This is a genomic window from Acidocella sp. C78 (assembly GCF_907164655.1).
Window position 1 is genome coordinate 58,969 of record NZ_CAJQZK010000070.1, and the last position, 18,629, is coordinate 77,597.

Here is an 18,629-nt window from a genome sequence, read left to right on the forward strand (position 1 = left end):
TCTTACCCGTTACGGTCGGACTTGACGATTTCGGTCATCGTGATGCCAAGCTTGGTTTCATCCAGCATCACGACCTCGCCGCGGGCAATCAGGCGGTTGTTGACAAAGATGTCGATCGGGTCGCCCGCCTTGCGGTCAAGCTCGACAACGGCGCCGCGACCCAGCTTGAGCAACTGGCTGACCTGCATGGTCGACCGCCCCAGAACGGCGCTGACAAGCACGGGGATGTCGTAAACCGCTTCCAGATCACGATTCGGACGCTGGGAGTCGCCGCCCTCACCTGCCGGTCGGCGGGAAACGGGGGCGAGTTGCAGATCCGACAAGGTCTGCCCGTTGGGGGTCGGCTCAGTGATGTCAGATGACAAGGTCGTCTTCCTTTCCGGTACCGATCTCGATTTCGCCCTGGGCTGCGAGTTCCTTGGCGGTATTCACGATCGTGAGTTGTGCAGCATCGACATCCCGCAGCCTGACGGGACCAAGTGCCTCGATATCCTCGCGCAGCATCTTCGCGGCGCGTTCGGTCATGTTGCTCATGAACAGGTCGCGGATCTTTTCCGAAGCCCCCTTCAGGGCAAGCGGCATGATGTCACTGTCGACCGAGCGCAGGACGGTCTGGATGTCGCGCGGCGCGAGGCGGATGAGATCCTCGAAGGTAAACATCAGCGAGCGGATGCGGCTTGCGGCTTCCTGATTCCGGCTTTCCAGCGCGCTGAACATGCGGCTCTCGACGGTACGATCGAAGGAGTTGAAGATTTCTGCGAGCTTCTCGTGGGGGTCGCGCTGAATGCTCGAGGCGAGGTTGACCATGAAGTCGACCTTCAGGGTCCGCTCGACATCATCGACCGCTTCGCGCTGCAGCCCTTCGATCGTCAGCATCCGCTCGATCACCTCGATCGCCAGAGGTTCCGGCAGCAATGCGATGACCCGGGCGGCATGCTCGGCTGTCACCCGGGACAGAACCATTGCCGCCGTCTGCGGGTGTTCATGGCAGAGATAATCGGACAGGACCGACTCGTTCACCTTGCCGAGCTTGTCCCAGATGTTCTTTCCCGCCGGCCCGTGGATATCCTCAAGAATTTGGTCGACCCTGCCTGGCGGGATCATCTTGCGCAGCAGCCTCTCGGCCAGCTCCGCCGAGCCCGATACACCCGAAGTCCGCCCCATTCGCCCGGCAAATTCAAGGCAGAGCGCCTCAATGGTCGTCGCGGGCACCGAACGAAGGGCTACCATGGCGCGCGACACCTCGCGCAGCTCGTCGTCATTGAGCATCGCCATCAGCTTTCCGCCGGCTTCCTCGCCCAGGGCAAGAATCAGCGCCGCCGCGCGCGCAGGCCCCTTGAGCTGGAGCTCATCCGTCTCGCTCATTGCACCGGTTCCTGGCCGATCCAGTCACGCAGCACAGCTACGCTCGCGTCGGGATGCCGCTCGATCAGGTCGGCAATCACCTTCACCGGGTTGGTCTCCTCAACGCCGGCCGGGCCCGCAATGGCCGCAACTTGATCGCCATCCGCCGCCGATTGTTGTTCGATCGCGACCACGGCCGGTTCAAGAATTCGGCGGACCATCGGCTTGAACACCACCAGCAGTGCCGCGATGGCAACGCCGGCCGCCAGAACCAGGCGCAGCAACGGCATCAGCAATCCGCTCGAAAGGAACCGGTCGAGGAACGACGGCGCGTGCACCGCCGGTAGCTGGTTCGGCGCAAACTGCAGCGACTGGACGTCGACGACATCGCCACGCGCCTTGTTGTACCCGATGGCGGTTTTGACGAGGTCGCGGATCTGCGCGATCTGCGCGGCCGTGCGGGGTTTCCAAGTCACTTGCCCCTTGGCCCCCTTGGTCGGCACTTCATCAAGCATAACGGCAACGCTGATCCGGGTGATCTGCGGTGTCGCGTGCACGATATGTTTCACGCTCTGGCTGATCTCGTAATTCGTTGTCTGCGTCGACTTGCTTTGCGTATCCAGCCGCGTCGGCGACGAACTCTTCGCCTGGGCACCAGGCAGGTTGTTCGAAACGGAAACGGTCTTGTTCGCCCCGTTGCTGCGCGAGCTCTTCGAGCGCGTCTGCTCCTGGCTGCGCACGACCTGTCCGTTCGGATCGTAGGTGGTCGAGGTCTGGTCGCTGCGGTCGAAATCCATCGAGACGGCAGTAACAACCCGCACCGCGTTCGGCCCGACGACGGCGGCCAACATCGACCGCACCGCGTCCGACAACTGGCGTTCGGTCGAGCGCTTCAGCGCCGCATCGCGGGCGTTGAGCAGGGAGTCATCGGTGCGTCCGGCCTGGGCAAGCAGATCGCCCCGGTTGTCGACGATCGATATGTTGGTCGGCTTGAGCCCCGGAACCGCCGAGGCCACGAGGTTGAGAATAGCATCGACACTTTCATGATCGAGCGGTGCGGCGCCAGCCAGCGAGAGCATGACACTCGCCTGCGCCGGCGCCGTGCTGAGACTGAATTCGTCCCGTCTTGGCAGCACAACCTGCACGCGGGATGCCGACACGCCATGGATCAGGTCGATTGTTCGCTCAAGCTCCGAATCGAGGGCGCGGGTTTCGTCGATCCGGTTCAGAAAACTGGAGCCAAGGAGGGGGTTCTTGTGATCGAATATGGCGAAACCATCGGATGAACCCGCCGGAAGGTTGTGTTGCGCCAGCAGCAGCCGTGCCTCGTCGAGCTGGGCGGGCGTCACGAGGACGCTATGCCCCCCCTCCCCGATCGCATACGGGATATGTGCAGCCTTCAGTGTCGCGGTGATCTGGCCGGCATCCTTGAGGCCGAGACCCGAATACAGCGTTGCCGACGGGGACGGCCCGCCGGTCAGCACCAGCGCTGCCATCAGCCCCAGCACAGCAACCGCCACCGCACCCATGGCACCCAGTTTCACCGGGCCAAGTGCCTTCAGGTTCGCAATCAGCTGTTTCATCGGCCGTGGGACCCTGATTTTGAGTCCCGACGCAGCCAGTTGTTGAACTGCATATATCCATCCTGCGGTTACGACTTTTTGTCGCAGGATCAACATCGCTCAACAGAGTAACTGTTCGGTTAACACTCGGCAGAATTTGCCGAGTCGCGTCGCTCCCGAAAAAATTGTTGCAATAATGACGCGGCTGCCGTCTCCCCGACGCCGCCAATCACCTCCGGCCGATGATGGCAGGAGGATTGAGCGAAAACCCGTGGCCCGTGCTCGACTCCACCGGATTTCGGATCATAGGCGCCGAAGATCAGGCGCTGGATGCGGAACAGCGAAATCGCGGCGGCGCAGAGCGGGCAAGGCTCAAGGGTCACATAAAGCCGGCAACCCTGCAGAAATTTCCCACCACGCCGCTGCGCCGCCGCCCTGAGCGCCAGCAGCTCGGCATGCGCGGTCGGATCGGCGCGTGCCTCCACCTCGTTGCCGGCGGCAGCGAGCACGGCGCCCGCGGCATCGACGACGACTGCGCCGACCGGCACTTCGCCGCGGCGAGCGGCGGCCTCGGCCTCGGCGAGGGCTTGGCGCATCGGGGTCACATCCGCTCTCTTGCCTTGAGGGCGGGATGAGGTCTAGCTCTGCCCATGAAAAACCGTCCCCTGATCGGACTGACGCTGGATGCTGAGCAGCCTGGCGGCTACTCGAAATTCCCCTGGTATGCCCTGCGCGCCAACTATATGGATGCGATCGCCGATTGCGGCGGTGTGCCCGTGGCCTTGCCGCACCGGGCGGAGCTGGCGCCGGACATGCTGGATGCGATTTCGGCATTGGTGGTTACCGGCGGCGCGTTCGATGTCGACCCCACGCTCTACGGCGAAGCCGGGCGGCATGAAACCGTGACGCTGAAGGAGGGCCGCACCGCGGCGGAGGCCGCGCTGATCGGCGGCGCGCTCGCCCGCGACATGCCGGTTCTGGGTATTTGCGGCGGCGAGCAGCTGCTAGCTGTGGCCCTCGGCGGGACGCTCATCCAGCATATTCCCGATTCGGTGCCCGACGCTCTGCTCCACGAGCAGCCCAACCCGCGCAACAAGCCCGGGCACGAAATCGCCATAACGCCCGGAACCCGCCTTGCCGCCATTGTCGGCACAGCCACGATGCTGGTGAACTCGGCGCATCACCAGGCGGTGCGCACGCCCGGCCCACGCCTCACCGTCAATGCGCTGGCGCCGGACGGCGTGATCGAGGGGGTGGAATCGGCAACGCACCGGTTCTGCCTCGGCGTGCAGTGGCATCCGGAATTTCTGATCGACCCGGGCGACCGACGCCTGCTGGAAGCCTTTGTCGAGGCGGCGCGATGACGGATCCGGAAAATGGCGAACGTGGCGAGAGGATTGCGAAATTTCTGGCTCGTGCCGGTATCGCCAGCCGCCGGGACGCCGAACGCATGATCGAGGCCGGGCGGATCTCGCTGAACGGCGCCAAGGTTCTGCACCCGGCAACCTTCATCGCGGCCGGCGATATCGTGCTTGTCGACGGCACGCCGGTGGCAGCCCCGGCGCGCACCCGGCTCTGGCGCTACCACAAGCCGGCGGGTCTGCTGACCACGCATCGCGATCCCGAGGGCCGGCCCACAATCTTCGAGCGGATGCCCGCCGAACTGCCCCGCGTGGTGAGCATCGGCCGGCTCGATCTGAACAGCGAGGGCCTTCTCCTGCTCACCAATGATGGCGCTCTCGCCCGCCAGCTCGAACTGCCGGCGACCGGCTGGCTGCGCCGCTATCGCGTGCGGGTGCATGGCACCATCGACCCGGCGCGGCTCGCGGCGCTGAAAGGCGGCCTCGTGGTCGACGGCGTGCGATTTGGCCCGATCGCGGCTGAAATCGACTCCACCAAGGGTTCGAATTCCTGGCTGTCGGTTGGTCTCAACGAAGGCAAAAATCGTGAAATCCGCAAGGTGATGGCGGCTCTCGGGCTGGACACGACCCGTCTCATCCGCATCGCCTATGGCCCATTCCAGCTCGGCAACCTGCCACGCGGCGCGGTCGCGGAGGTCAACCCCAAGGTGCTCCGCGAGCAATTGCCGAAAGCCGGTTGATGAGCGGCCCGCGGATCATCGCCGGAGCCTGGCGGGGACGTGCCCTTGCCGTGCCGGAGGGCGTCATCACGCGGCCAACCTCCGGGCGGGTGAAGCAGGCGCTGTTCGACATCCTTCTCCACGCGCCCTGGGCGGAGGGCGCTGTCGCCGATCAGTCGGTGCTGGATGCCTTCGCCGGCTCCGGCGCGCTTGGGCTTGAAGCCCTGTCGCGCGGCGCGGCAGTCGCCACTTTCATCGAGCAGGATCGCGCGGCGATCGCGGCACTTCACCGCAATGTCGCCGCATGCCGTGCGGCGGATCGCAGCCGGATCGTCAGCGCCGACATACTTGCCCCGCCCCGTGGCACGCCGCATGGCCTCATCCTGCTGGACCCACCCTATGGCAAGGGCCTCGTGCCACGGGCGGTCCGGGCACTCGCCGAGGCCGGATGGCTCGCCCCTGGCGCGCTGATCGCCGCCGAATTCGGCAAGGCCGACCCCCCGCCGGCCGACCTTTCCGTGCTCGCCGAACGCGCCCACGGCGCGGCGCGGCTGGCCATCTGGCGTCACGCCGCCTGACCATCATGGTCAGGTCATGATGACCGCGACATGCCCCTTCTCGCCGGCATAGCCGAGATAGCGATAGCTCCGCCCGCCCCCGGCGCAGAATTCGTGGAACGCCTTGTATTCGTGCTGCCGCCAGCCGGGATAGTTGAAATACTCGTCGAACACGATGACCGTGCCGGAGCGGATGCGGTCGGACAGCAGATCGAACACGGTTTTCGTCGAGGAATAGATGTCGCAGTCGATATGCAGCAGCGCGACCGGCTCCACCGTCTCCGCCAGGAAAGCGGGCAGTGTCGCGTCGAACCAGCCGACATGCAGGCGCACATTGGCCGGCACTTTCGGCAGCGCACCGCGCCGGTCGAAGGCGCCGCGGGCCGAGGCGGTGCCAGCCCAGTCCTCCGGCAGGCCTTCGAAGGAATCGAACCCGTGCACCGTGCGCTGCGTCGCCCGCGCCAGGCAGTTGACCGACAACCCTTTCTCGACCCCGAATTCGAGCACGAGACCATGTTCCGGCGCACGCGACAGGGCGAAGCGCAACAGGTCGAACCGGTCGCGCAGCATCATCGCCGCCTGCATGTGTGTCATCACATAATCCACCGCTTCCCGCTTGGCCGCGAGGCGGATGTCGAAGGCAAGGTCGTTGAGATACCACGAGTGCAGGATCTTCCTGTACGCCCGTGCCAGAAGCCCGCCGCGCAGGCCGCGCTGAAGAATCGCCATGGTCAGAGCGGCTTCGGCACGCCGGCGCTGGCCAGGGCAGCCTCCTGCCGCGCCTCCAGCGATGCGGCATCGAATTCCGCAACCGTCTCCTGGAACAGCTGGTGCCAGTTCAGCTCTGCCCGCAGCCGGAGGAACACGCTGCCGAGCCCGATCGCCGAGCGGTCCATCAGCACGAATTCGCGCGGCGGCCGAACCCCGCCGGTCCGCTTCAGCCCCTCATGCACTTTTTCGGCAACGCTGCGGCCGAACGTCACGTCGTTGGTCTCCTGGATCGCCCGCACCCGGTCCTGCATCAGCGGCTCGTAGAGAAAGCGCGCCCATTCGTTCAGCACGTCCAGCTTCTCGCGGGTGATGTCGGTGAACCCCCAGGAGGTGTAGGCATGATGGGCAAGCTCATCATCCCTATCGCGGATCGCCCGGAAAAGGTCGATCACGCCGGCAACGAAGCGCGCGCCGAACACGCGGATGGCGCCGAAATCGAGCAGGTTGATGCCGCCAGCGGCGTTCACCTGGTAATTGCCCAGATGCGGATCGCCGTGGATCACGCCATAGCGGTAGAACGGGACATACCAGGCGCGGAAGAGTGCGCGCGCGACCCGGTTGCGGCTCTCCTGGTCGGGATCGGTATCGAGAAACGCCTGCATGCCGATGCCATCGAGCCAGGTCATGGTCAGCAGGCGGCGGGAGGAATATTCGGGGATCGGTTCGGGAATGACGATATCCGGCTGCCCCTCGAGCATGATCGCGTAAAGCCGTGCCTGCGCCGCCTCGCGTGTGTAGTCGAGCTCCTCGCGCAGCCGCGTCGCCAGTTCGACATAGATGTCGTCCTGGTGGATCGCGTTGTCCATCCGCTTGTAGACGGCCATCGCGAGCTTCAGCTGCCGGAGATCGGATTCCACCGTGCTCGGCATATCCGGATATTGCAGCTTGCAGGCGACGATGCGGCCATCCGGCAATTCGGCCTTGTGGACCTGGCCGAGACTGGCCGCCGCCGCCGCCTCGCGACCGAACGTACGGAATTTTCGTTCCCACTCCGGGCCAAGTTCGGCGGTCATCCGGCGGCGGACGAACGCCCAGCCCATCGGCGGCGCGTTGGCCTGCAACTGCGCGAGTTCCCGCGCATATTCCTCGGGCAGCGCGTCCGGCACGGTGCTGAGGATCTGGGCGATCTTCATCATCGGCCCCTTGAGGCCGCCGAGGATGGTCTTCAAGTCTTCGGCGTGGCGTCCGCGATCGGTGCGGATGCCGAAAACCCGCTCGCCGGCCACCCGCGCGGCAATGCCGGAGACGGCCCCCGACGTGCGTGCGAAGCGCCTGATTTCGCCGAACAGCGTGCCGCCATTATCCGCTTCGTTGGCCATGTATCCCCGGTTTCCCTCAGTGTTCCAGTTCGTCGATGAAGCCGGCGATGACATCGAGCCCACGGCGCCAGAAGGCCGGGTCCGATGCGTCGAGGCCGAACGGCGCCAGCACCTCGCGATGCCGCCTGGTGCCGCCCGCGGCCAGCATGTCGAGATAGCGGTCGACGAATCCGGCCGCTTCACCCCGTGCCGCGGCATCATGGTAGACGCCATACAGGGCGTTCACCAGACAGTCGCCGAACGCGTAGGCATAGACATAGAACGGCGAGTGCACGAAATGCGGCACATAGGCCCAGAACATCCGATAGTCATCGGAAAATTCGAAGGCGGGACCAAGGCTTTCACGCTGCACCGCGAGCCAGATGGCGCTGATCTCATCGGGCAGCAGCTCGCCGCGCCGCCGTGCCGCATGCAGGCGCTGTTCGAACTGGTGAAAGGCGATCTGCCGGACCACCGTGTTCAGCATGTCCTCCACCTTCTGCGCCAGCATCAGCCGCCGCCGCTGCGGGTCGGTCTCGGCATCGAGCAGCGCGCGGAAGGTCAGCATCTCGCCGAACACGCTGGCGGTTTCCGCAAGCGTCAGCGGCGTCGACGCCATGAGATAGCCCTGGCGCGCGGCAAGCACCTGGTGCACGCCGTGGCCAAGCTCATGGGCCAGCGTCATCACGTCCCGGGTGCGGCCGTGATAGTTCAGCAGGACATAGGGATGGACATCCGGCACGGCGGGATGGGCGAACGCACCGCCGGACTTGCCGGGGCGGGGCACGGCGTCGATCCAGCCGCCGTCGAAGAACCGGGCGGCGACCGTGCGCATCTCGGGGCTGAAGGCGCCATAGGCGCCAAGTACCGTCTCGCGGGCCTCGGGCCAGCCGATCCGCCGGTCGGGCTCGCCCGGCAGCGGCGCGTTGCGATCCCAGTGCTGCAACCGCTCAAGGCCCAGCCATCCGGCCTTCAGCGCGTAGTAGCGGTGCGCCAGCCGTGGATAGGCATCCGTCACCGCCGTCACCAGCGCCTCGACCACCTCGGGCTCGACCCGGTTCGCCAGATGGCGCGCCGCCTCGGGCGAGGGATAGCGCCGCCAGCCATCCTCGATCGCCTTGTCCTTGGCGATCGTGTTGAGGATCTGGGCGAAGAGCCGCGAGTTGCGTTGCAGTGTTGCGCCGATCGCCCGGCCGGCGGCCTCGCGCCGGGCACGGTCCGCATCGGACAGCCGGTTGAGCGCGGCCGACAGCGTCAGTTCCTCGCCGGCCACCGGCACCCGCAGGGCGGCTGTCGTCTCGTCGAACAGGCGGGACCAGGCGGCATGGCCGGTCACTTCCTTTTCGAGCAGCAGCCGCTCTATCTCGCCGGAGAGCTGATGCGGGCGCAGCGCACGCAGGTCGCGCAGCCACGGCGCATACCGGGCGAGCGCGGGATCGGCGAGCGCCGCCTCAAAGGCAGTGTCGTCGATCAGGTTGATCTCGAGCGGGAAGAAAACGAGATTTCCGCCAATCGCGGTCGCCCGTTCCGCGATCGACTGGTAGAACGGCCCGGCGGTCGGCACCGTGGCATCGGCGCTGAAATTGAGCTGCGCGAATGTATGCAGCCGTCCCAGCCCCTGCTCGATCGCCTCGTACCGCGCGATCGCCGCCGCGAGGCCCGCCCCGTCAAGCCCGGCGACAGTTCCGCGCAGCGCTGCCGCGAAGGCGACGGCATCGGCCTCAAGTCGCGCCAGGTCCGCCTCGATCGCCTGGTCCTCGGTCCCGCGATAGAGATCCGTCAGGGTCCAGGACGGCAGGGCAAAGGCGGCATCAGTGCCGGTCTCGGGTCGCACCGTCACGCCAGCCATGTCGTCGGGCAGGGCCAGTGGGCGGGTCAGCGTCATCGAAAACTCCTTGGTGCCAGCCTTGTTCGAGCCTCGAACCCGGCGGATCTCGAATCCGGGGCCGAAGCCGGCGCGTTCAATCTCTCAGTCCCCCGCCAGCCGGATCCACCCGCGTCGCTCAATGGCAGGGCCTTAGAGCATCATCCGATCAGATGGAATCATCTGATCGGATAAAGATGCTCTGAATATCAATATCATAGAGCACTACATCCGATCCGGATGGATCGGAGAGTGCTCTAGAAATAGGCCGGAAAATCCACCCGTCAAATGCCAGGCTCTGGCGCGGCCCGCCGAGGGCGATTATCAGCCGGGACGAGATGAATTACCGCCACGCCTATCATGCCGGCAATGCGGCCGATTGCCTGAAGCATGCCTTGCTGGTCCTGCTGCTGCGCGCGCTGACCCGCAAGGCGAAGCCGCTCTTCGTGCTCGATACCCATGCAGGACTCGGCGCCTACGATCTTGCCGGCCCCGAAGCCGGCCGCACCAGCGAATGGGAAAGCGGAATCGGCAGGCTGCGCGCCGCCTCACCCGCCGCCCTCGCCGACTATCTCGCGCTGGTGCCACCGGGCCTTGCCTATCCGGGCTCACCCGCCATCGCCCGCGCCCTGCTGCGTCCCGGTGACCGCCTCGCCCTTTGCGAGCTTCACCCCGAGGATGCGGCGGCGCTGAAACGCCGGTTCCGCGGCGACCCGACGGCACAGGTTCACGCCCGCGACGGTTACGAGGCCGTCTCCGCGCTGCTGCCACCCGCCGAGCGCCGCGCCCTCGTGCTGATCGATCCGCCCTTCGAACGCCCCGACGAGTTCGCCGTGCTGGCGAGGACGCTCGATGCCGGGCGGCGCAAATTCCCCACCGGCGTCTTCGCTGCCTGGTATCCTGTCAAGCATCGCGCGCCGGTCCGTGATTTCATGGCCGACATCGCCGCCAGGGGCATCCCCGATGTCATCGCCTGCGAAATGCTGATCCGCCCGGCGCTCGACCCGGCGCGACTGAACGGCAGCGGCCTGCTGGTGATCAATCCACCCTACGGATTCGAGGCCGCGGCATCCCCGGTGCTGGAAGCGTTGCGCGCCACACTGGGCGAGGAAGAGGCCAGCACCGCCATCATTCGGCTTGCCGGAGAGGACGTGAGATGACGCAGCATCCCGAGATCGTGGTGATCGGTGCCGGAGCCTGGGGAGCCGCCCTCGCCGCGCTGTACGCCGCGCAGGGATTGCGGGTGACGCTGATCGCGCGCGATGCCGCGAAAGCCGCGGCGCTCGCGGCCACACGCACGAGCCCGCATTTGCCCAGCCTCCGCCTGCCTGACGGCCTCGCCATCGCGGCACGGCCGCCCGAAGCACCCGTCACGCTGCTCGCCGTGCCCTTCCAGCACTTGCGGGAAACGATCGGCCGCCTGCCGCAAGGCGATGGCACGCTGGTTCTCTGCGCAAAGGGCGTGGAGCGCGAAACCGGCGCGCTGGGGCCGGAAATCGCCGCCGAACTGGAGCCGCGACGGCCCTGCGCGATCCTGACGGGCCCGAACTTCGCGCACGAGATCGCCGCCGGCCTGCCGGCCGCCACCGTGCTGGCGATGACGGATGCCGTAGCCCGGCGCGACCTCGTCAAACGTCTCGCAACACCACGCCTGCGCGTCTATGGCAGTGCGGACCCGATCGGCGCAGCACTCGGGGGGGCTGCGAAAAACGTCATCGCCATCGCCGCCGGCGCGGTGATCGGCGCTGGACTCGGCGAGAATGCGCGCGCGGCGCTGATCACCCGCGGTCTCGCCGAGATTGCCCGCCTCACCGAGGCCATCGGCGGCGCTGCGGAGACGATCTCGGGCCTCGCCGGGCTGGGTGACCTGATCCTGACCGCGACGGGCGGCGCCAGCCGGAACTATCGCGCCGGGCTTGCCCTTGGCCGGGGCGAGCGCCCCGCAGCGGAGGGCGGCGTGATCGAAGGCCTCGCGACCGCTCCTGCACTGCTCGCCCGCGCGCGGGCGGCCGGGTGCGAAATGCCCGTCACGGAGGCGGTGACGGATCTGATCGGAGGGCGCAGCACGCTGGAGGCCAGCATGCACCGGCTGCTTGGCCGCGCCTTGCGGGACGAGCGCTGAACCGCGTCAGACGCCGAATTCGGCAGCCAGCGCCTCAACCGAGTTGACGACAATCTCCCACGGCCCGGACGGATTGGCGCGATCCCCCGTGGCGGCGCCGAATTCGAGCGGACGACTGATGAACGCCGTCCGCAGGCCGAAGCTGGACGCGGCGGCGAGGTCATCATTGTGCGCAGCAGCCAGCATCACTTCGTGCGGCGCGAGGCCGAGATAGTCGCAGGCCCCGAGATAGACCTCGGCATCGGGCTTGTAGTGGCGGAAAATGTCAGACCCGAAGGTGACATCCCAGGGAAAACCGTTTCGCCGCGCCAGCGAAACCTGCAACGCGACATGCCCGTTCGACAGCGGACCGATGATCGCCGCCTGCCGCAGCCGCGTGAGCCCGGCGACCGTGTCGGGCCAGGGCGCCAGCCGGTGCCACAATTTGACCAGGTGCTCGCAATCGGCGTCCTCCAGCGGGCCGAAGCCATGCCGCCGGGCGAGATCGACGATCGCATCGCGGTGCAGGTCATCGAGCAGCGTCCACGGTATGGCGCCGCGGCGCACCCGGTCCATCGAGGGGCGATAGGTCCGGCGCCAGGCATCGGCAACCTCGGCCCAGTCGGCGCTGCGGCCGCGGGCGGAGCCGAAAGCGGTCAGCCCGGCGATGACGCTGCCGCGCCAGTCGACCAGCGTGCCAAATACATCGAACAGCACGGCGCGAGGCTGTGCCATGCGCGTCAGCCGGTCACGATCAGGATGACGACGAGCGCGACCGCGACGGCCTGCAGGCCGACGCGCCAGCGCATCAGGCGGTTTTGCCGACGCGGGTCGGCGCCGCGGGTCATGCCGACGGCGCCCGCCAGCAGCACGGCCACCACCGCGATCATGTCGATACCAAGCAGGATCAGGAGAATATCACGCATGACGATCATAATAATGGGGGAATCCCGATGCTGATAGGGGGTGACTGTTGACATCGGCCGCAATGACCCGTTTCTCCCGAACCATGGTCCGCGTCCTGACGCTCGTCATCCCGCTCCTCGCCATGCTCGTCGCCGCCATGCCACAGGCCGCAGCGGGAAGCGCCGCGCCCGCCGGCCGGACCACAGCCGCGCCGGCTGCCGCCCCGGCGGCGCTCACGCCGGCGCAGATCAACACCGCGATAACCACGTTGCAGAACCCGGCGCAGCGCAGCGCCCTCATCGCGACGCTCGAGGCGATGAGGGCTGGCAAGGCCGTGAGCCCCGCGCCCGTCGCAGCCGCGCTCGGCCTGGGCATCACCCAGAGGGCCGAGGCCTGGACGAAACAGACCTTGCAGGGCGTGGGCCGGGCGCTGAGCGATGCCACCGACGTGTCGCTGATCTGGCACTGGATCACTTTCGTCGCGACCGATTCCTGGCTCCGCCACACCGTGCTGAAGGCCACGTGGCGCCTCGCCGTGGTCATGGCCACATGCCTTGCGCTGGAATTTGTCACCCGCCGGGCCTTGCTGAAGCCGCGAACGCGGCTCGCGCACGGGCCAGCCAGCGCGCGCGGTGGCGACAAGCCCGACCCGCCGAAAGCCAATGCCGGCATTGCCGCGGCGGAAGCCGGCGAAACCGAACATCGCCGCCGGCGCCAACCGCTGCGGCACTGGCTGCGCCGGGTTCCGCGCGCTCTCGCCCATTTCGGCCTTGAACTGGCGCCCGTTCTTGTCTTCGCGCTGGCCGGCTTTGCCCTCATCTCCAGTGACATCGCCGACGATCGGGTCTCCCGCCTCGTCATCATCGCCGCGCTGGAAGCCTATATCGTCTCCCGCGTCGCCATGGAGTGCCTGCGGCTGCTGTTTGCTCCGCATGCGCCGGAACTCCGCCTGACCGGCCTTGACGATGCACGCGCGCGATGGCTCGATCGCTGGCTGCGCACGATCGTCGGCACTGTCGCCTTCGGCTACGCCGCGATCGCCACCGGCGGCCTGTTCGGGCTCTATCCGGCAGCCAGCAGGGTGATGATCAAGATCGTCTCGCTGGCGGTGCATCTGATGCTCGCGGTGATGATCCTGCAGGCGCGGCGGCCGGTCGCGGCCTTCATCCGCGGCGAAACCGCCGCCACCGGGTTCACCGCGACACTGCGCGTCGGGCTCGCGCATACCTGGCACATACTCGCACTCTTCTACGTGATCGCCCTTTGGGTCGCCTGGGCGATCGGCATTCCGCACGCTTTCTTCATCATGCTCCGCATCGTGATCGTGCTCGGCCTGGTGACCATCATCGCGCGCGGAATTGCGGCGAGCATCGCCTCCGCCCTCGATCATGCGTTCGACGAGCGCGGCACGCTGCACCTCCAGCATCCCGGCATGCACGCGCGGCTGCGAACCTATCTGCCGGTCTTCAAGCTGGCGGCGGCGGCTCTCATCGCCGGGCTTGGCCTGCTGGTCACCCTGCAACTCTGGGGCATCGGCGTGTTCGCCTGGTTCACGGGCACCACGATCGGCCGGCAGATCGCCTCCGCCATCGTCACCATCGCCACGGCAATTCTCGCGGCGCTCATCGTCTGGGAAGCCGCGAACGCGGCGCTGGAGGCGCATGCCGAGCGTCTTGAGCGCCAGGGCCGTGCCGGGCGGGCCGCGCGCTACCGCACCGTGATGCCGATGCTGCGCTCAACGCTCATGGGCGCAATCCTCGTGGTGGTGACGCTGGTGGTGCTTGACACGATCGGCGTCAATGTCACCCTGCTGCTCGGCGGTCTGTCGATCTTCGGCCTCGCCATCGGCTTCGGCTCGCAGAAGCTGGTGCAGGACATCATCACCGGCCTGTTCCTGCTCCTCGAAGACGCCGTGCAGGTGGGCGACTGGGTGACGCTCGCGGGTGTTTCCGGCAGTGTCGAGAAACTCTCAATCCGCACGATCAGGCTGCGCGCCGGCGACGGGTCGCTGAATGTCATCCCGTTCAGCGCGGTCAGCACGGTGTCCAACTTCTCGCGTGAGTTCTCCTTCGCGCCGATCAGCGTCGGCGTCGCCTACAAGGAAGACATCGACCGGGTCTTCCAGGTGATCCGCGACGAATTCGCGACCATGCGCGCCGATCCGGACTGGGCGCCGAACATCCTCGGCGACATCGAGCTCTGGGGGCTCGACCAGTTCGGCGCATCCTCGCTCGACATCGTCGGCCGGATGCGCACCCCGGCCGGGCAGCAACATGCGGTGCGCCGCGAATTCAACCGCAGACTGAAGAACAGGTTCGACGCCGAGGGGATCGAGATTCCCTTCCCCTATCAGCGGCTTACCATCGATCCCGCTGAGTTCCGCGCCGCATTCGGCACGCCGCCTCGCCCCGCCAGCTCACCGGCGCCCGACCCCGCGTCCGGGAATGGCTGAGTTTACCGCCGCGCGCCCTGTTACCCGGCCTGGAACGTGTTATTTCTGATGCATGGACCCCGTCGGCACTCGCAGTGAACTCGGCCTGAACCTCGTCGCCGAAGGCTTTGCCTTCCTGCCAGGGGCGGCGTTTGACCGCATGCTTCCCGCCGAGGCTATCGCCCCTGCCGCGTGGGGCGCGTTCGCGGCGAGTTGGGACGCCATGCCGCTCGATCAATACATGGCCGATGGCGGCCGCTACCGCCGGCGCCGCTTCGGCGTGTTCGCCGCGGTGCCGGATCAGCCCATCCGCCGCGCCACGCACCAGCCGCATTTCCAGACCCGCGAATACAACGCCCTGAATGGCGGGGTGGAGCGCTGGTTCGAGCCGATCCCCGACGCCATTGCCAATGGCGACACGTTCCAGGCCCTGCTCGGCTTCACCCGATCCCTGTTCGAGGAACGAACCGGCAGCATCGCCTGGCATATCGAGGCGCACCAGTTCAGGATCGAGGCGAATCCGGACGGCGCAGGCCTGCCCACGCCGGAGGGCATGCACCGCGACGGCGTTGATTTCGTGCTGGTCCTGATGGTCCGCCGCGAAAACATTGAGCAGGGCACCACAACCATCCACGATCTGCACGGCAACGATCTCGGCAGCTTCACCCTGACGGCGGCGCGAGATGCGGCCCTGGTTGACGATCAGCGGGTGTTTCACGGCGTGACGCCGGTCATCCCGCTCGATCCCGTGCGTCCAGCCTTCCGCGACGTGCTGGTGCTGACCTACCGAAGGGTCTGACCCGCCAGCATCGGCGCCTCGCGGTTCGGCCGATCCGCAAGGCGTCCGTCGCCGTTCAGGCAATCCAGGGCGGTGTGGGCAGTCCCTTGCTCTGCAGGAATTCCGGGTTGAAGAGCTTCGACTGATAGCGCGAGGCGCCGTCGCACAGGATGGTAACGATCGTGTGGCCCGGCCCCATCTCACGCGCGACGCGGATCGCCGCGGCAACGTTGATCCCGGCGGAACCGCCTATGGAAAGCCCCTCATGGATCATCAGGTCGTATACCTGTTCGAGCATCTCCGTATCGGGCACGCGCACCGCATCGTCGATCGGCGCGCCTTCCAGATTGGCGGTGACCCGCCCCTGGCCGATCCCCTCGGAGATCGAGGAGCCGGTCGCCACGATCTCGCCCGTCTTGATCCATGAGTGCAGCGCGCTGCCTTCCGGGTCGGCAAGCACGATTCGTACGGCCGGATCCTGTGCCTTCAGCGCCATGGCGACGCCGGCCAAGGTGCCGCCGGTGCCGCAGGCGCAGGTGAAGGCATCGATCCGCCCGCCGGTCTGCGCCCAGATTTCCGCCCCCGTGGTGCGGCGATGACCCTCGCGGTTGGCGGTGTTGTCGAACTGGTTCGCCCAGCAACCGCCGACCTCCTCGGCGATTCGCCGCGACACATGCACGTAATTGCCCGGATCGCGATAAGGTTTGGCCGGCACGAGGCGCAGGTCGGCACCGATCATGCGCAGGAAATCCTTTTTCTCCTGGCTCTGCGTCTCCGGCATCACGACGATGCTGCGATAGCCGCGGGCATTGGCGACCAGCGTCAGACCGATCCCGGTATTGCCGGCCGTTCCCTCGACGATCGTGCCAGGCGTGCCCGGGATGAGCAGGCCGCGCGCCTCGGCGTCCTCGATGATCGCGAGCGCGGCGCGATCCTTGACCGATCCGCCAGGATTCATGAATTCGGCCTTGCCGAGAATCTCGCAGCCGGTCGCCTCCGAGGCGCGGCGCAGCCGGATCAGGGGCGTATTGCCAATGGCGCCGACAAATCCATCGGCGATCGAGGTCGCTGCTTGCAGTGTCACGCTGTTCTGTCTCCCGTGTAACCGTCTTGCATCAGATCCGGCCGTCGGACAACAATGCCGCAACGCCAGAACGGTGATGATCCGGAGGATGATATGGTTGACGATGTGGCTCCGAAACAGGTGTGGGAAGTGCTGATGAGCAACCCTGACGCCATGCTGTGCGATGTGCGGACCAGTGCGGAATGGACCTTTGTCGGCCTGCCGGACCTGTCCCAGGCCGGCAAGCAGATTGTGCCGATCGAGCTGCAGACCTTCCCCAGCATGCAGCACAACCCGCATTTCCTCGACGAGATGCGGCGGGCGGGCCTGCGGCCGGAACACCATGTCTATTTCATCTGCCGCAGCGGCGGGCGCAGCATGGCCGCCGCACGCATCGCGCAGGAGCACGGCTTTACGCATGTCTACAATGTGCGGGACGGGTTCGAGGGCCCGCACGACCAGCGCGGCCATCGCGGCCTCGTCGCGGGCTGGAAGCACGATGGATTGCCCTGGGTGCAGAAATAGGCGCCGCTCCGCCCCGGCAGGGAGGCTGACCTGCGCGGGCCGGGCTGGAAAACCGCCCTGCCCTGCCGCCATTCAGGACGGATGAACGACCCGACACCGCCGGCCGCCATCCCGTCCCGCATCAGCCGGGGCACGCCCGAATTCCGCCGGACCACGCTCGCGATGTTCGCCGCCGGCTTCGCGACCTTCGCGCTGATGTATTGCGTCCAGCCCCTGCTGCCGGTCTTTGCGGCGGATTTCCGTGTCCGCCCGGTCTCTGCGAGCCTGGCACTCTCCCTGACAACCCTCACCCTTGCCGGATCGCTGCTCGTTGCGAGCGCGCTCTCGGAAGCCTGGGGCCGCAAGCCGATGATGGCGGCCTCGATCATCGGTGCCGCGCTGCTCACCCTCATCTCGGCGGCCATCCCGGATTGGGGAACCTTTCTCGCGCTGAGGGCGCTGATCGGCCTCGTGCTCTCCGGCCTGCCCGCCGTCGCCATGGCCTATCTGGCCGAGGAGATCGATCCGAAATCGATGGGCCTCGCCATGGGACTCTATGTCGGGGGCAGCGGCTTCGGCGGCATGAGCGGGCGCCTGATCGCCGGCATCCTCACCGATGCCGCCGGGTGGCGCGCCGCCCTTGCCGGTGTCGGCGCGATCGGCCTCGCCTCGGGCCTGCTGTTCACCGCAAGCCTGCCTGCCTCTCGCCATTTCATCCGCCGGCCGCTATCGATCGGCGCCCTCGCGCGCAGCTATGCGGCGCATCTCGCCGATCCGGCTCTGCGCCTGCTCTATGCCGAGGGCTTCCTGTTCATGGGCGGCTTCGTGACGGTGTATAACTACATCACCTTTCGCCTGCTTGCGCCGCCGTTCAGCTTGTCGCAGGCAGAAGTCGGCACGATCTTCGCGGTCTATCTGGTGGGTGTCGGCGGTTCCGCCTGGAGCGGGCAGCTTGCCGGCCGGGTCGGCAGGACACGAATGCTCCCCGCGGCGATCACGCTCGAACTGGCCGGGGCATTGCTGACCCTTTCCGGCGCGCTCTGGCTGGTCGTTCTCGGCATCGCGCTGGTCACGCTCGGGTTTTTCGCGAGCCACGCCACGGCGAGCGCCTGGGTCGGTGCGGTTGCCCGCGGCGCGAGGGCGCAAGCCGCTGCGCTGTATCTTTTCCTTTACTATCTCGGCTCCAGCCTCGCGGGTTCACTTGGCGGCGTCGCCTGGAGCGAAGCGGGCTGGAATGGCGTTGTGGCAACGATCGCGGCAATGCTCCTCGCCGGTCTCGCACTGTCGGTCCGGCTCGCCACCTTGCCATCGCTGCGCGCGGAGGTCATTTAACGGCGATGAAACGTAAAGCGGTCAACCCGGCGGAGTGC

The 18,629-nt window shown here is 66.9% G+C and carries 19 protein-coding genes; 9 read left to right on the plus strand and 10 right to left on the minus strand.

Annotation, left to right across the window (positions count from 1 at the left end; genetic code table 11):
- Positions 1–2: 2 nt before the first annotated feature.
- The 4 genes from fliN to ACIDOCELLA78_RS85835 form a co-directional block, all read right to left on the minus strand.
- A complete protein-coding gene (gene fliN, locus ACIDOCELLA78_RS85820; protein WP_374223238.1) occupies positions 3–314 on the minus strand; it encodes a flagellar motor switch protein FliN in 312 nt (103 codons plus the stop codon).
- A 40-nt stretch (positions 315–354) separates the two neighbouring features.
- Complete coding sequence (locus ACIDOCELLA78_RS85825; protein ID WP_201728184.1) at positions 355–1,365, minus strand: flagellar motor switch protein FliG; 1,011 nt, start codon at positions 1,363–1,365, stop codon at positions 355–357.
- A complete protein-coding gene (gene fliF / locus ACIDOCELLA78_RS85830) occupies positions 1,362–2,927 on the minus strand; it encodes a flagellar basal-body MS-ring/collar protein FliF (protein WP_201728185.1) in 1,566 nt (521 codons plus the stop codon). Before fliF ends, ACIDOCELLA78_RS85825 begins: the two co-directional genes overlap by 4 nt.
- Before the next feature lie 119 nt (positions 2,928–3,046).
- Positions 3,047–3,502 (minus strand): nucleoside deaminase, encoded by a 456-nt coding sequence (locus ACIDOCELLA78_RS85835; RefSeq protein WP_201728223.1) that lies wholly within the window; start codon positions 3,500–3,502, stop codon positions 3,047–3,049.
- 54 nt (positions 3,503–3,556) lie between these two features.
- Here ACIDOCELLA78_RS85835 and ACIDOCELLA78_RS85840 point away from each other — a divergent pair, with 54 nt between their 5' ends.
- Genes ACIDOCELLA78_RS85840 through rsmD form a run of 3 tightly spaced genes read left to right on the plus strand, consistent with a single transcriptional unit; the run spans position 3,557 to position 5,564 of the window.
- Positions 3,557–4,270, plus strand: a complete 714-nt coding sequence (locus ACIDOCELLA78_RS85840; RefSeq protein ID WP_201728186.1) for a gamma-glutamyl-gamma-aminobutyrate hydrolase family protein — start codon at positions 3,557–3,559, stop codon at positions 4,268–4,270.
- Positions 4,267–5,007 (plus strand): pseudouridine synthase, encoded by a 741-nt coding sequence (locus tag ACIDOCELLA78_RS85845; RefSeq protein WP_201728187.1) that lies wholly within the window; start codon positions 4,267–4,269, stop codon positions 5,005–5,007. Before ACIDOCELLA78_RS85840 ends, ACIDOCELLA78_RS85845 begins: the two co-directional genes overlap by 4 nt.
- Positions 5,007–5,564 carry a 16S rRNA (guanine(966)-N(2))-methyltransferase RsmD gene (rsmD, locus tag ACIDOCELLA78_RS85850; RefSeq protein ID WP_201728188.1) on the plus strand — a complete coding sequence of 186 codons (558 nt, stop codon included), beginning with the start codon at positions 5,007–5,009 and terminating at the stop codon, positions 5,562–5,564. Before ACIDOCELLA78_RS85845 ends, rsmD begins: the two co-directional genes overlap by 1 nt.
- Before the next feature lie 9 nt (positions 5,565–5,573).
- On the opposite strand, the gene ACIDOCELLA78_RS85855 is transcribed toward rsmD, so the two are convergent.
- Genes ACIDOCELLA78_RS85855 through ACIDOCELLA78_RS85865 form a run of 3 tightly spaced genes read right to left on the minus strand, consistent with a single transcriptional unit; the run spans position 5,574 to position 9,497 of the window.
- A complete protein-coding gene (locus tag ACIDOCELLA78_RS85855; RefSeq protein ID WP_201728189.1) occupies positions 5,574–6,272 on the minus strand; it encodes a class I SAM-dependent methyltransferase in 699 nt (232 codons plus the stop codon).
- A 2-nt stretch (positions 6,273–6,274) separates the two neighbouring features.
- The gene (locus tag ACIDOCELLA78_RS85860; protein ID WP_201728190.1) at positions 6,275–7,633 is read right to left on the minus strand and encodes an AarF/ABC1/UbiB kinase family protein; all 1,359 of its coding nucleotides are present in this window, start codon (positions 7,631–7,633) and stop codon (positions 6,275–6,277) included.
- A gap of 16 nt (positions 7,634–7,649) precedes the next feature.
- Positions 7,650–9,497: a M3 family oligoendopeptidase gene (locus tag ACIDOCELLA78_RS85865; RefSeq protein WP_201728191.1), complete on the minus strand. Its 1,848-nt coding sequence runs from the start codon at positions 9,495–9,497 to the stop codon at positions 7,650–7,652.
- Between the two features lie 317 nt (positions 9,498–9,814).
- Between ACIDOCELLA78_RS85865 and ACIDOCELLA78_RS85870 the strand changes: the two genes are divergently transcribed.
- Together ACIDOCELLA78_RS85870 and ACIDOCELLA78_RS85875 are read left to right on the plus strand one after the other, a co-directional pair.
- Positions 9,815–10,636 (plus strand): 23S rRNA (adenine(2030)-N(6))-methyltransferase RlmJ, encoded by an 822-nt coding sequence (locus ACIDOCELLA78_RS85870; protein ID WP_201728192.1) that lies wholly within the window; start codon positions 9,815–9,817, stop codon positions 10,634–10,636.
- The gene (locus ACIDOCELLA78_RS85875; RefSeq protein ID WP_201728193.1) at positions 10,633–11,598 is read left to right on the plus strand and encodes an NAD(P)H-dependent glycerol-3-phosphate dehydrogenase; all 966 of its coding nucleotides are present in this window, start codon (positions 10,633–10,635) and stop codon (positions 11,596–11,598) included. Before ACIDOCELLA78_RS85870 ends, ACIDOCELLA78_RS85875 begins: the two co-directional genes overlap by 4 nt.
- A gap of 6 nt (positions 11,599–11,604) precedes the next feature.
- On the opposite strand, the gene ACIDOCELLA78_RS85880 is transcribed toward ACIDOCELLA78_RS85875, so the two are convergent.
- Positions 11,605–12,312: a haloacid dehalogenase type II gene (locus ACIDOCELLA78_RS85880; RefSeq protein ID WP_201728194.1), complete on the minus strand. Its 708-nt coding sequence runs from the start codon at positions 12,310–12,312 to the stop codon at positions 11,605–11,607.
- Positions 12,313–12,317: 5 nt separating this feature from the next.
- Positions 12,318–12,557, minus strand: a complete 240-nt coding sequence (locus ACIDOCELLA78_RS85885) for a twin transmembrane helix small protein (protein WP_249675403.1) — start codon at positions 12,555–12,557, stop codon at positions 12,318–12,320.
- Positions 12,558–12,565: 8 nt separating this feature from the next.
- Here ACIDOCELLA78_RS85885 and ACIDOCELLA78_RS85890 point away from each other — a divergent pair, with 8 nt between their 5' ends.
- Positions 12,566–14,935 (plus strand): mechanosensitive ion channel domain-containing protein, encoded by a 2,370-nt coding sequence (locus ACIDOCELLA78_RS85890; RefSeq protein ID WP_249675421.1) that lies wholly within the window; start codon positions 12,566–12,568, stop codon positions 14,933–14,935.
- A 52-nt stretch (positions 14,936–14,987) separates the two neighbouring features.
- Positions 14,988–15,713 (plus strand): 2OG-Fe dioxygenase family protein, encoded by a 726-nt coding sequence (locus tag ACIDOCELLA78_RS85895; RefSeq protein ID WP_201728195.1) that lies wholly within the window; start codon positions 14,988–14,990, stop codon positions 15,711–15,713.
- 55 nt (positions 15,714–15,768) lie between these two features.
- On the opposite strand, the gene ACIDOCELLA78_RS85900 is transcribed toward ACIDOCELLA78_RS85895, so the two are convergent.
- The gene (locus ACIDOCELLA78_RS85900; RefSeq protein ID WP_201728196.1) at positions 15,769–16,776 is read right to left on the minus strand and encodes a cysteine synthase A; all 1,008 of its coding nucleotides are present in this window, start codon (positions 16,774–16,776) and stop codon (positions 15,769–15,771) included.
- Positions 16,777–16,869: 93 nt separating this feature from the next.
- Here ACIDOCELLA78_RS85900 and ACIDOCELLA78_RS85905 point away from each other — a divergent pair, with 93 nt between their 5' ends.
- Both ACIDOCELLA78_RS85905 and ACIDOCELLA78_RS85910 read left to right on the plus strand, forming a co-directional pair.
- Positions 16,870–17,280 (plus strand): rhodanese-like domain-containing protein, encoded by a 411-nt coding sequence (locus ACIDOCELLA78_RS85905; protein WP_201728197.1) that lies wholly within the window; start codon positions 16,870–16,872, stop codon positions 17,278–17,280.
- Between the two features lie 81 nt (positions 17,281–17,361).
- Complete coding sequence (locus ACIDOCELLA78_RS85910) at positions 17,362–18,591, plus strand: MFS transporter (protein ID WP_201728198.1); 1,230 nt, start codon at positions 17,362–17,364, stop codon at positions 18,589–18,591.
- Positions 18,592–18,629: the final 38 nt, after the last annotated feature.

What these genes read in the sequence shown, in the direction of transcription:
- ACIDOCELLA78_RS85825 (WP_201728184.1), bottom strand. Translation starts at nt 1,365, where the DNA reads ATGAGCGAGACGGATGAGCTCCAGCTCAAGGGGCCTGCGCGCGCGGCG.
- fliF (WP_201728185.1), bottom strand. Translation starts at nt 2,927, where the DNA reads ATGAAACAGCTGATTGCGAACCTGAAGGCACTTGGCCCGGTGAAACTG.
- ACIDOCELLA78_RS85835 (WP_201728223.1), bottom strand. Translation starts at nt 3,502, where the DNA reads ATGCGCCAAGCCCTCGCCGAGGCCGAGGCCGCCGCTCGCCGCGGCGAA.
- ACIDOCELLA78_RS85840 (WP_201728186.1), top strand. Translation starts at nt 3,557, where the DNA reads ATGAAAAACCGTCCCCTGATCGGACTGACGCTGGATGCTGAGCAGCCT.
- ACIDOCELLA78_RS85845 (WP_201728187.1), top strand. Translation starts at nt 4,267, where the DNA reads ATGACGGATCCGGAAAATGGCGAACGTGGCGAGAGGATTGCGAAATTT.
- rsmD (WP_201728188.1), top strand. Translation starts at nt 5,007, where the DNA reads ATGAGCGGCCCGCGGATCATCGCCGGAGCCTGGCGGGGACGTGCCCTT.
- ACIDOCELLA78_RS85855 (WP_201728189.1), bottom strand. Translation starts at nt 6,272, where the DNA reads ATGGCGATTCTTCAGCGCGGCCTGCGCGGCGGGCTTCTGGCACGGGCG.
- ACIDOCELLA78_RS85860 (WP_201728190.1), bottom strand. Translation starts at nt 7,633, where the DNA reads ATGGCCAACGAAGCGGATAATGGCGGCACGCTGTTCGGCGAAATCAGG.
- ACIDOCELLA78_RS85865 (WP_201728191.1), bottom strand. Translation starts at nt 9,497, where the DNA reads ATGACGCTGACCCGCCCACTGGCCCTGCCCGACGACATGGCTGGCGTG.
- ACIDOCELLA78_RS85870 (WP_201728192.1), top strand. Translation starts at nt 9,815, where the DNA reads ATGAATTACCGCCACGCCTATCATGCCGGCAATGCGGCCGATTGCCTG.
- ACIDOCELLA78_RS85875 (WP_201728193.1), top strand. Translation starts at nt 10,633, where the DNA reads ATGACGCAGCATCCCGAGATCGTGGTGATCGGTGCCGGAGCCTGGGGA.
- ACIDOCELLA78_RS85880 (WP_201728194.1), bottom strand. Translation starts at nt 12,312, where the DNA reads ATGGCACAGCCTCGCGCCGTGCTGTTCGATGTATTTGGCACGCTGGTC.
- ACIDOCELLA78_RS85885 (WP_249675403.1), bottom strand. Translation starts at nt 12,557, where the DNA reads ATGTCAACAGTCACCCCCTATCAGCATCGGGATTCCCCCATTATTATG.
- ACIDOCELLA78_RS85890 (WP_249675421.1), top strand. Translation starts at nt 12,566, where the DNA reads ATGACCCGTTTCTCCCGAACCATGGTCCGCGTCCTGACGCTCGTCATC.
- ACIDOCELLA78_RS85895 (WP_201728195.1), top strand. Translation starts at nt 14,988, where the DNA reads ATGGACCCCGTCGGCACTCGCAGTGAACTCGGCCTGAACCTCGTCGCC.
- ACIDOCELLA78_RS85905 (WP_201728197.1), top strand. Translation starts at nt 16,870, where the DNA reads ATGGTTGACGATGTGGCTCCGAAACAGGTGTGGGAAGTGCTGATGAGC.
- ACIDOCELLA78_RS85910 (WP_201728198.1), top strand. Translation starts at nt 17,362, where the DNA reads ATGAACGACCCGACACCGCCGGCCGCCATCCCGTCCCGCATCAGCCGG.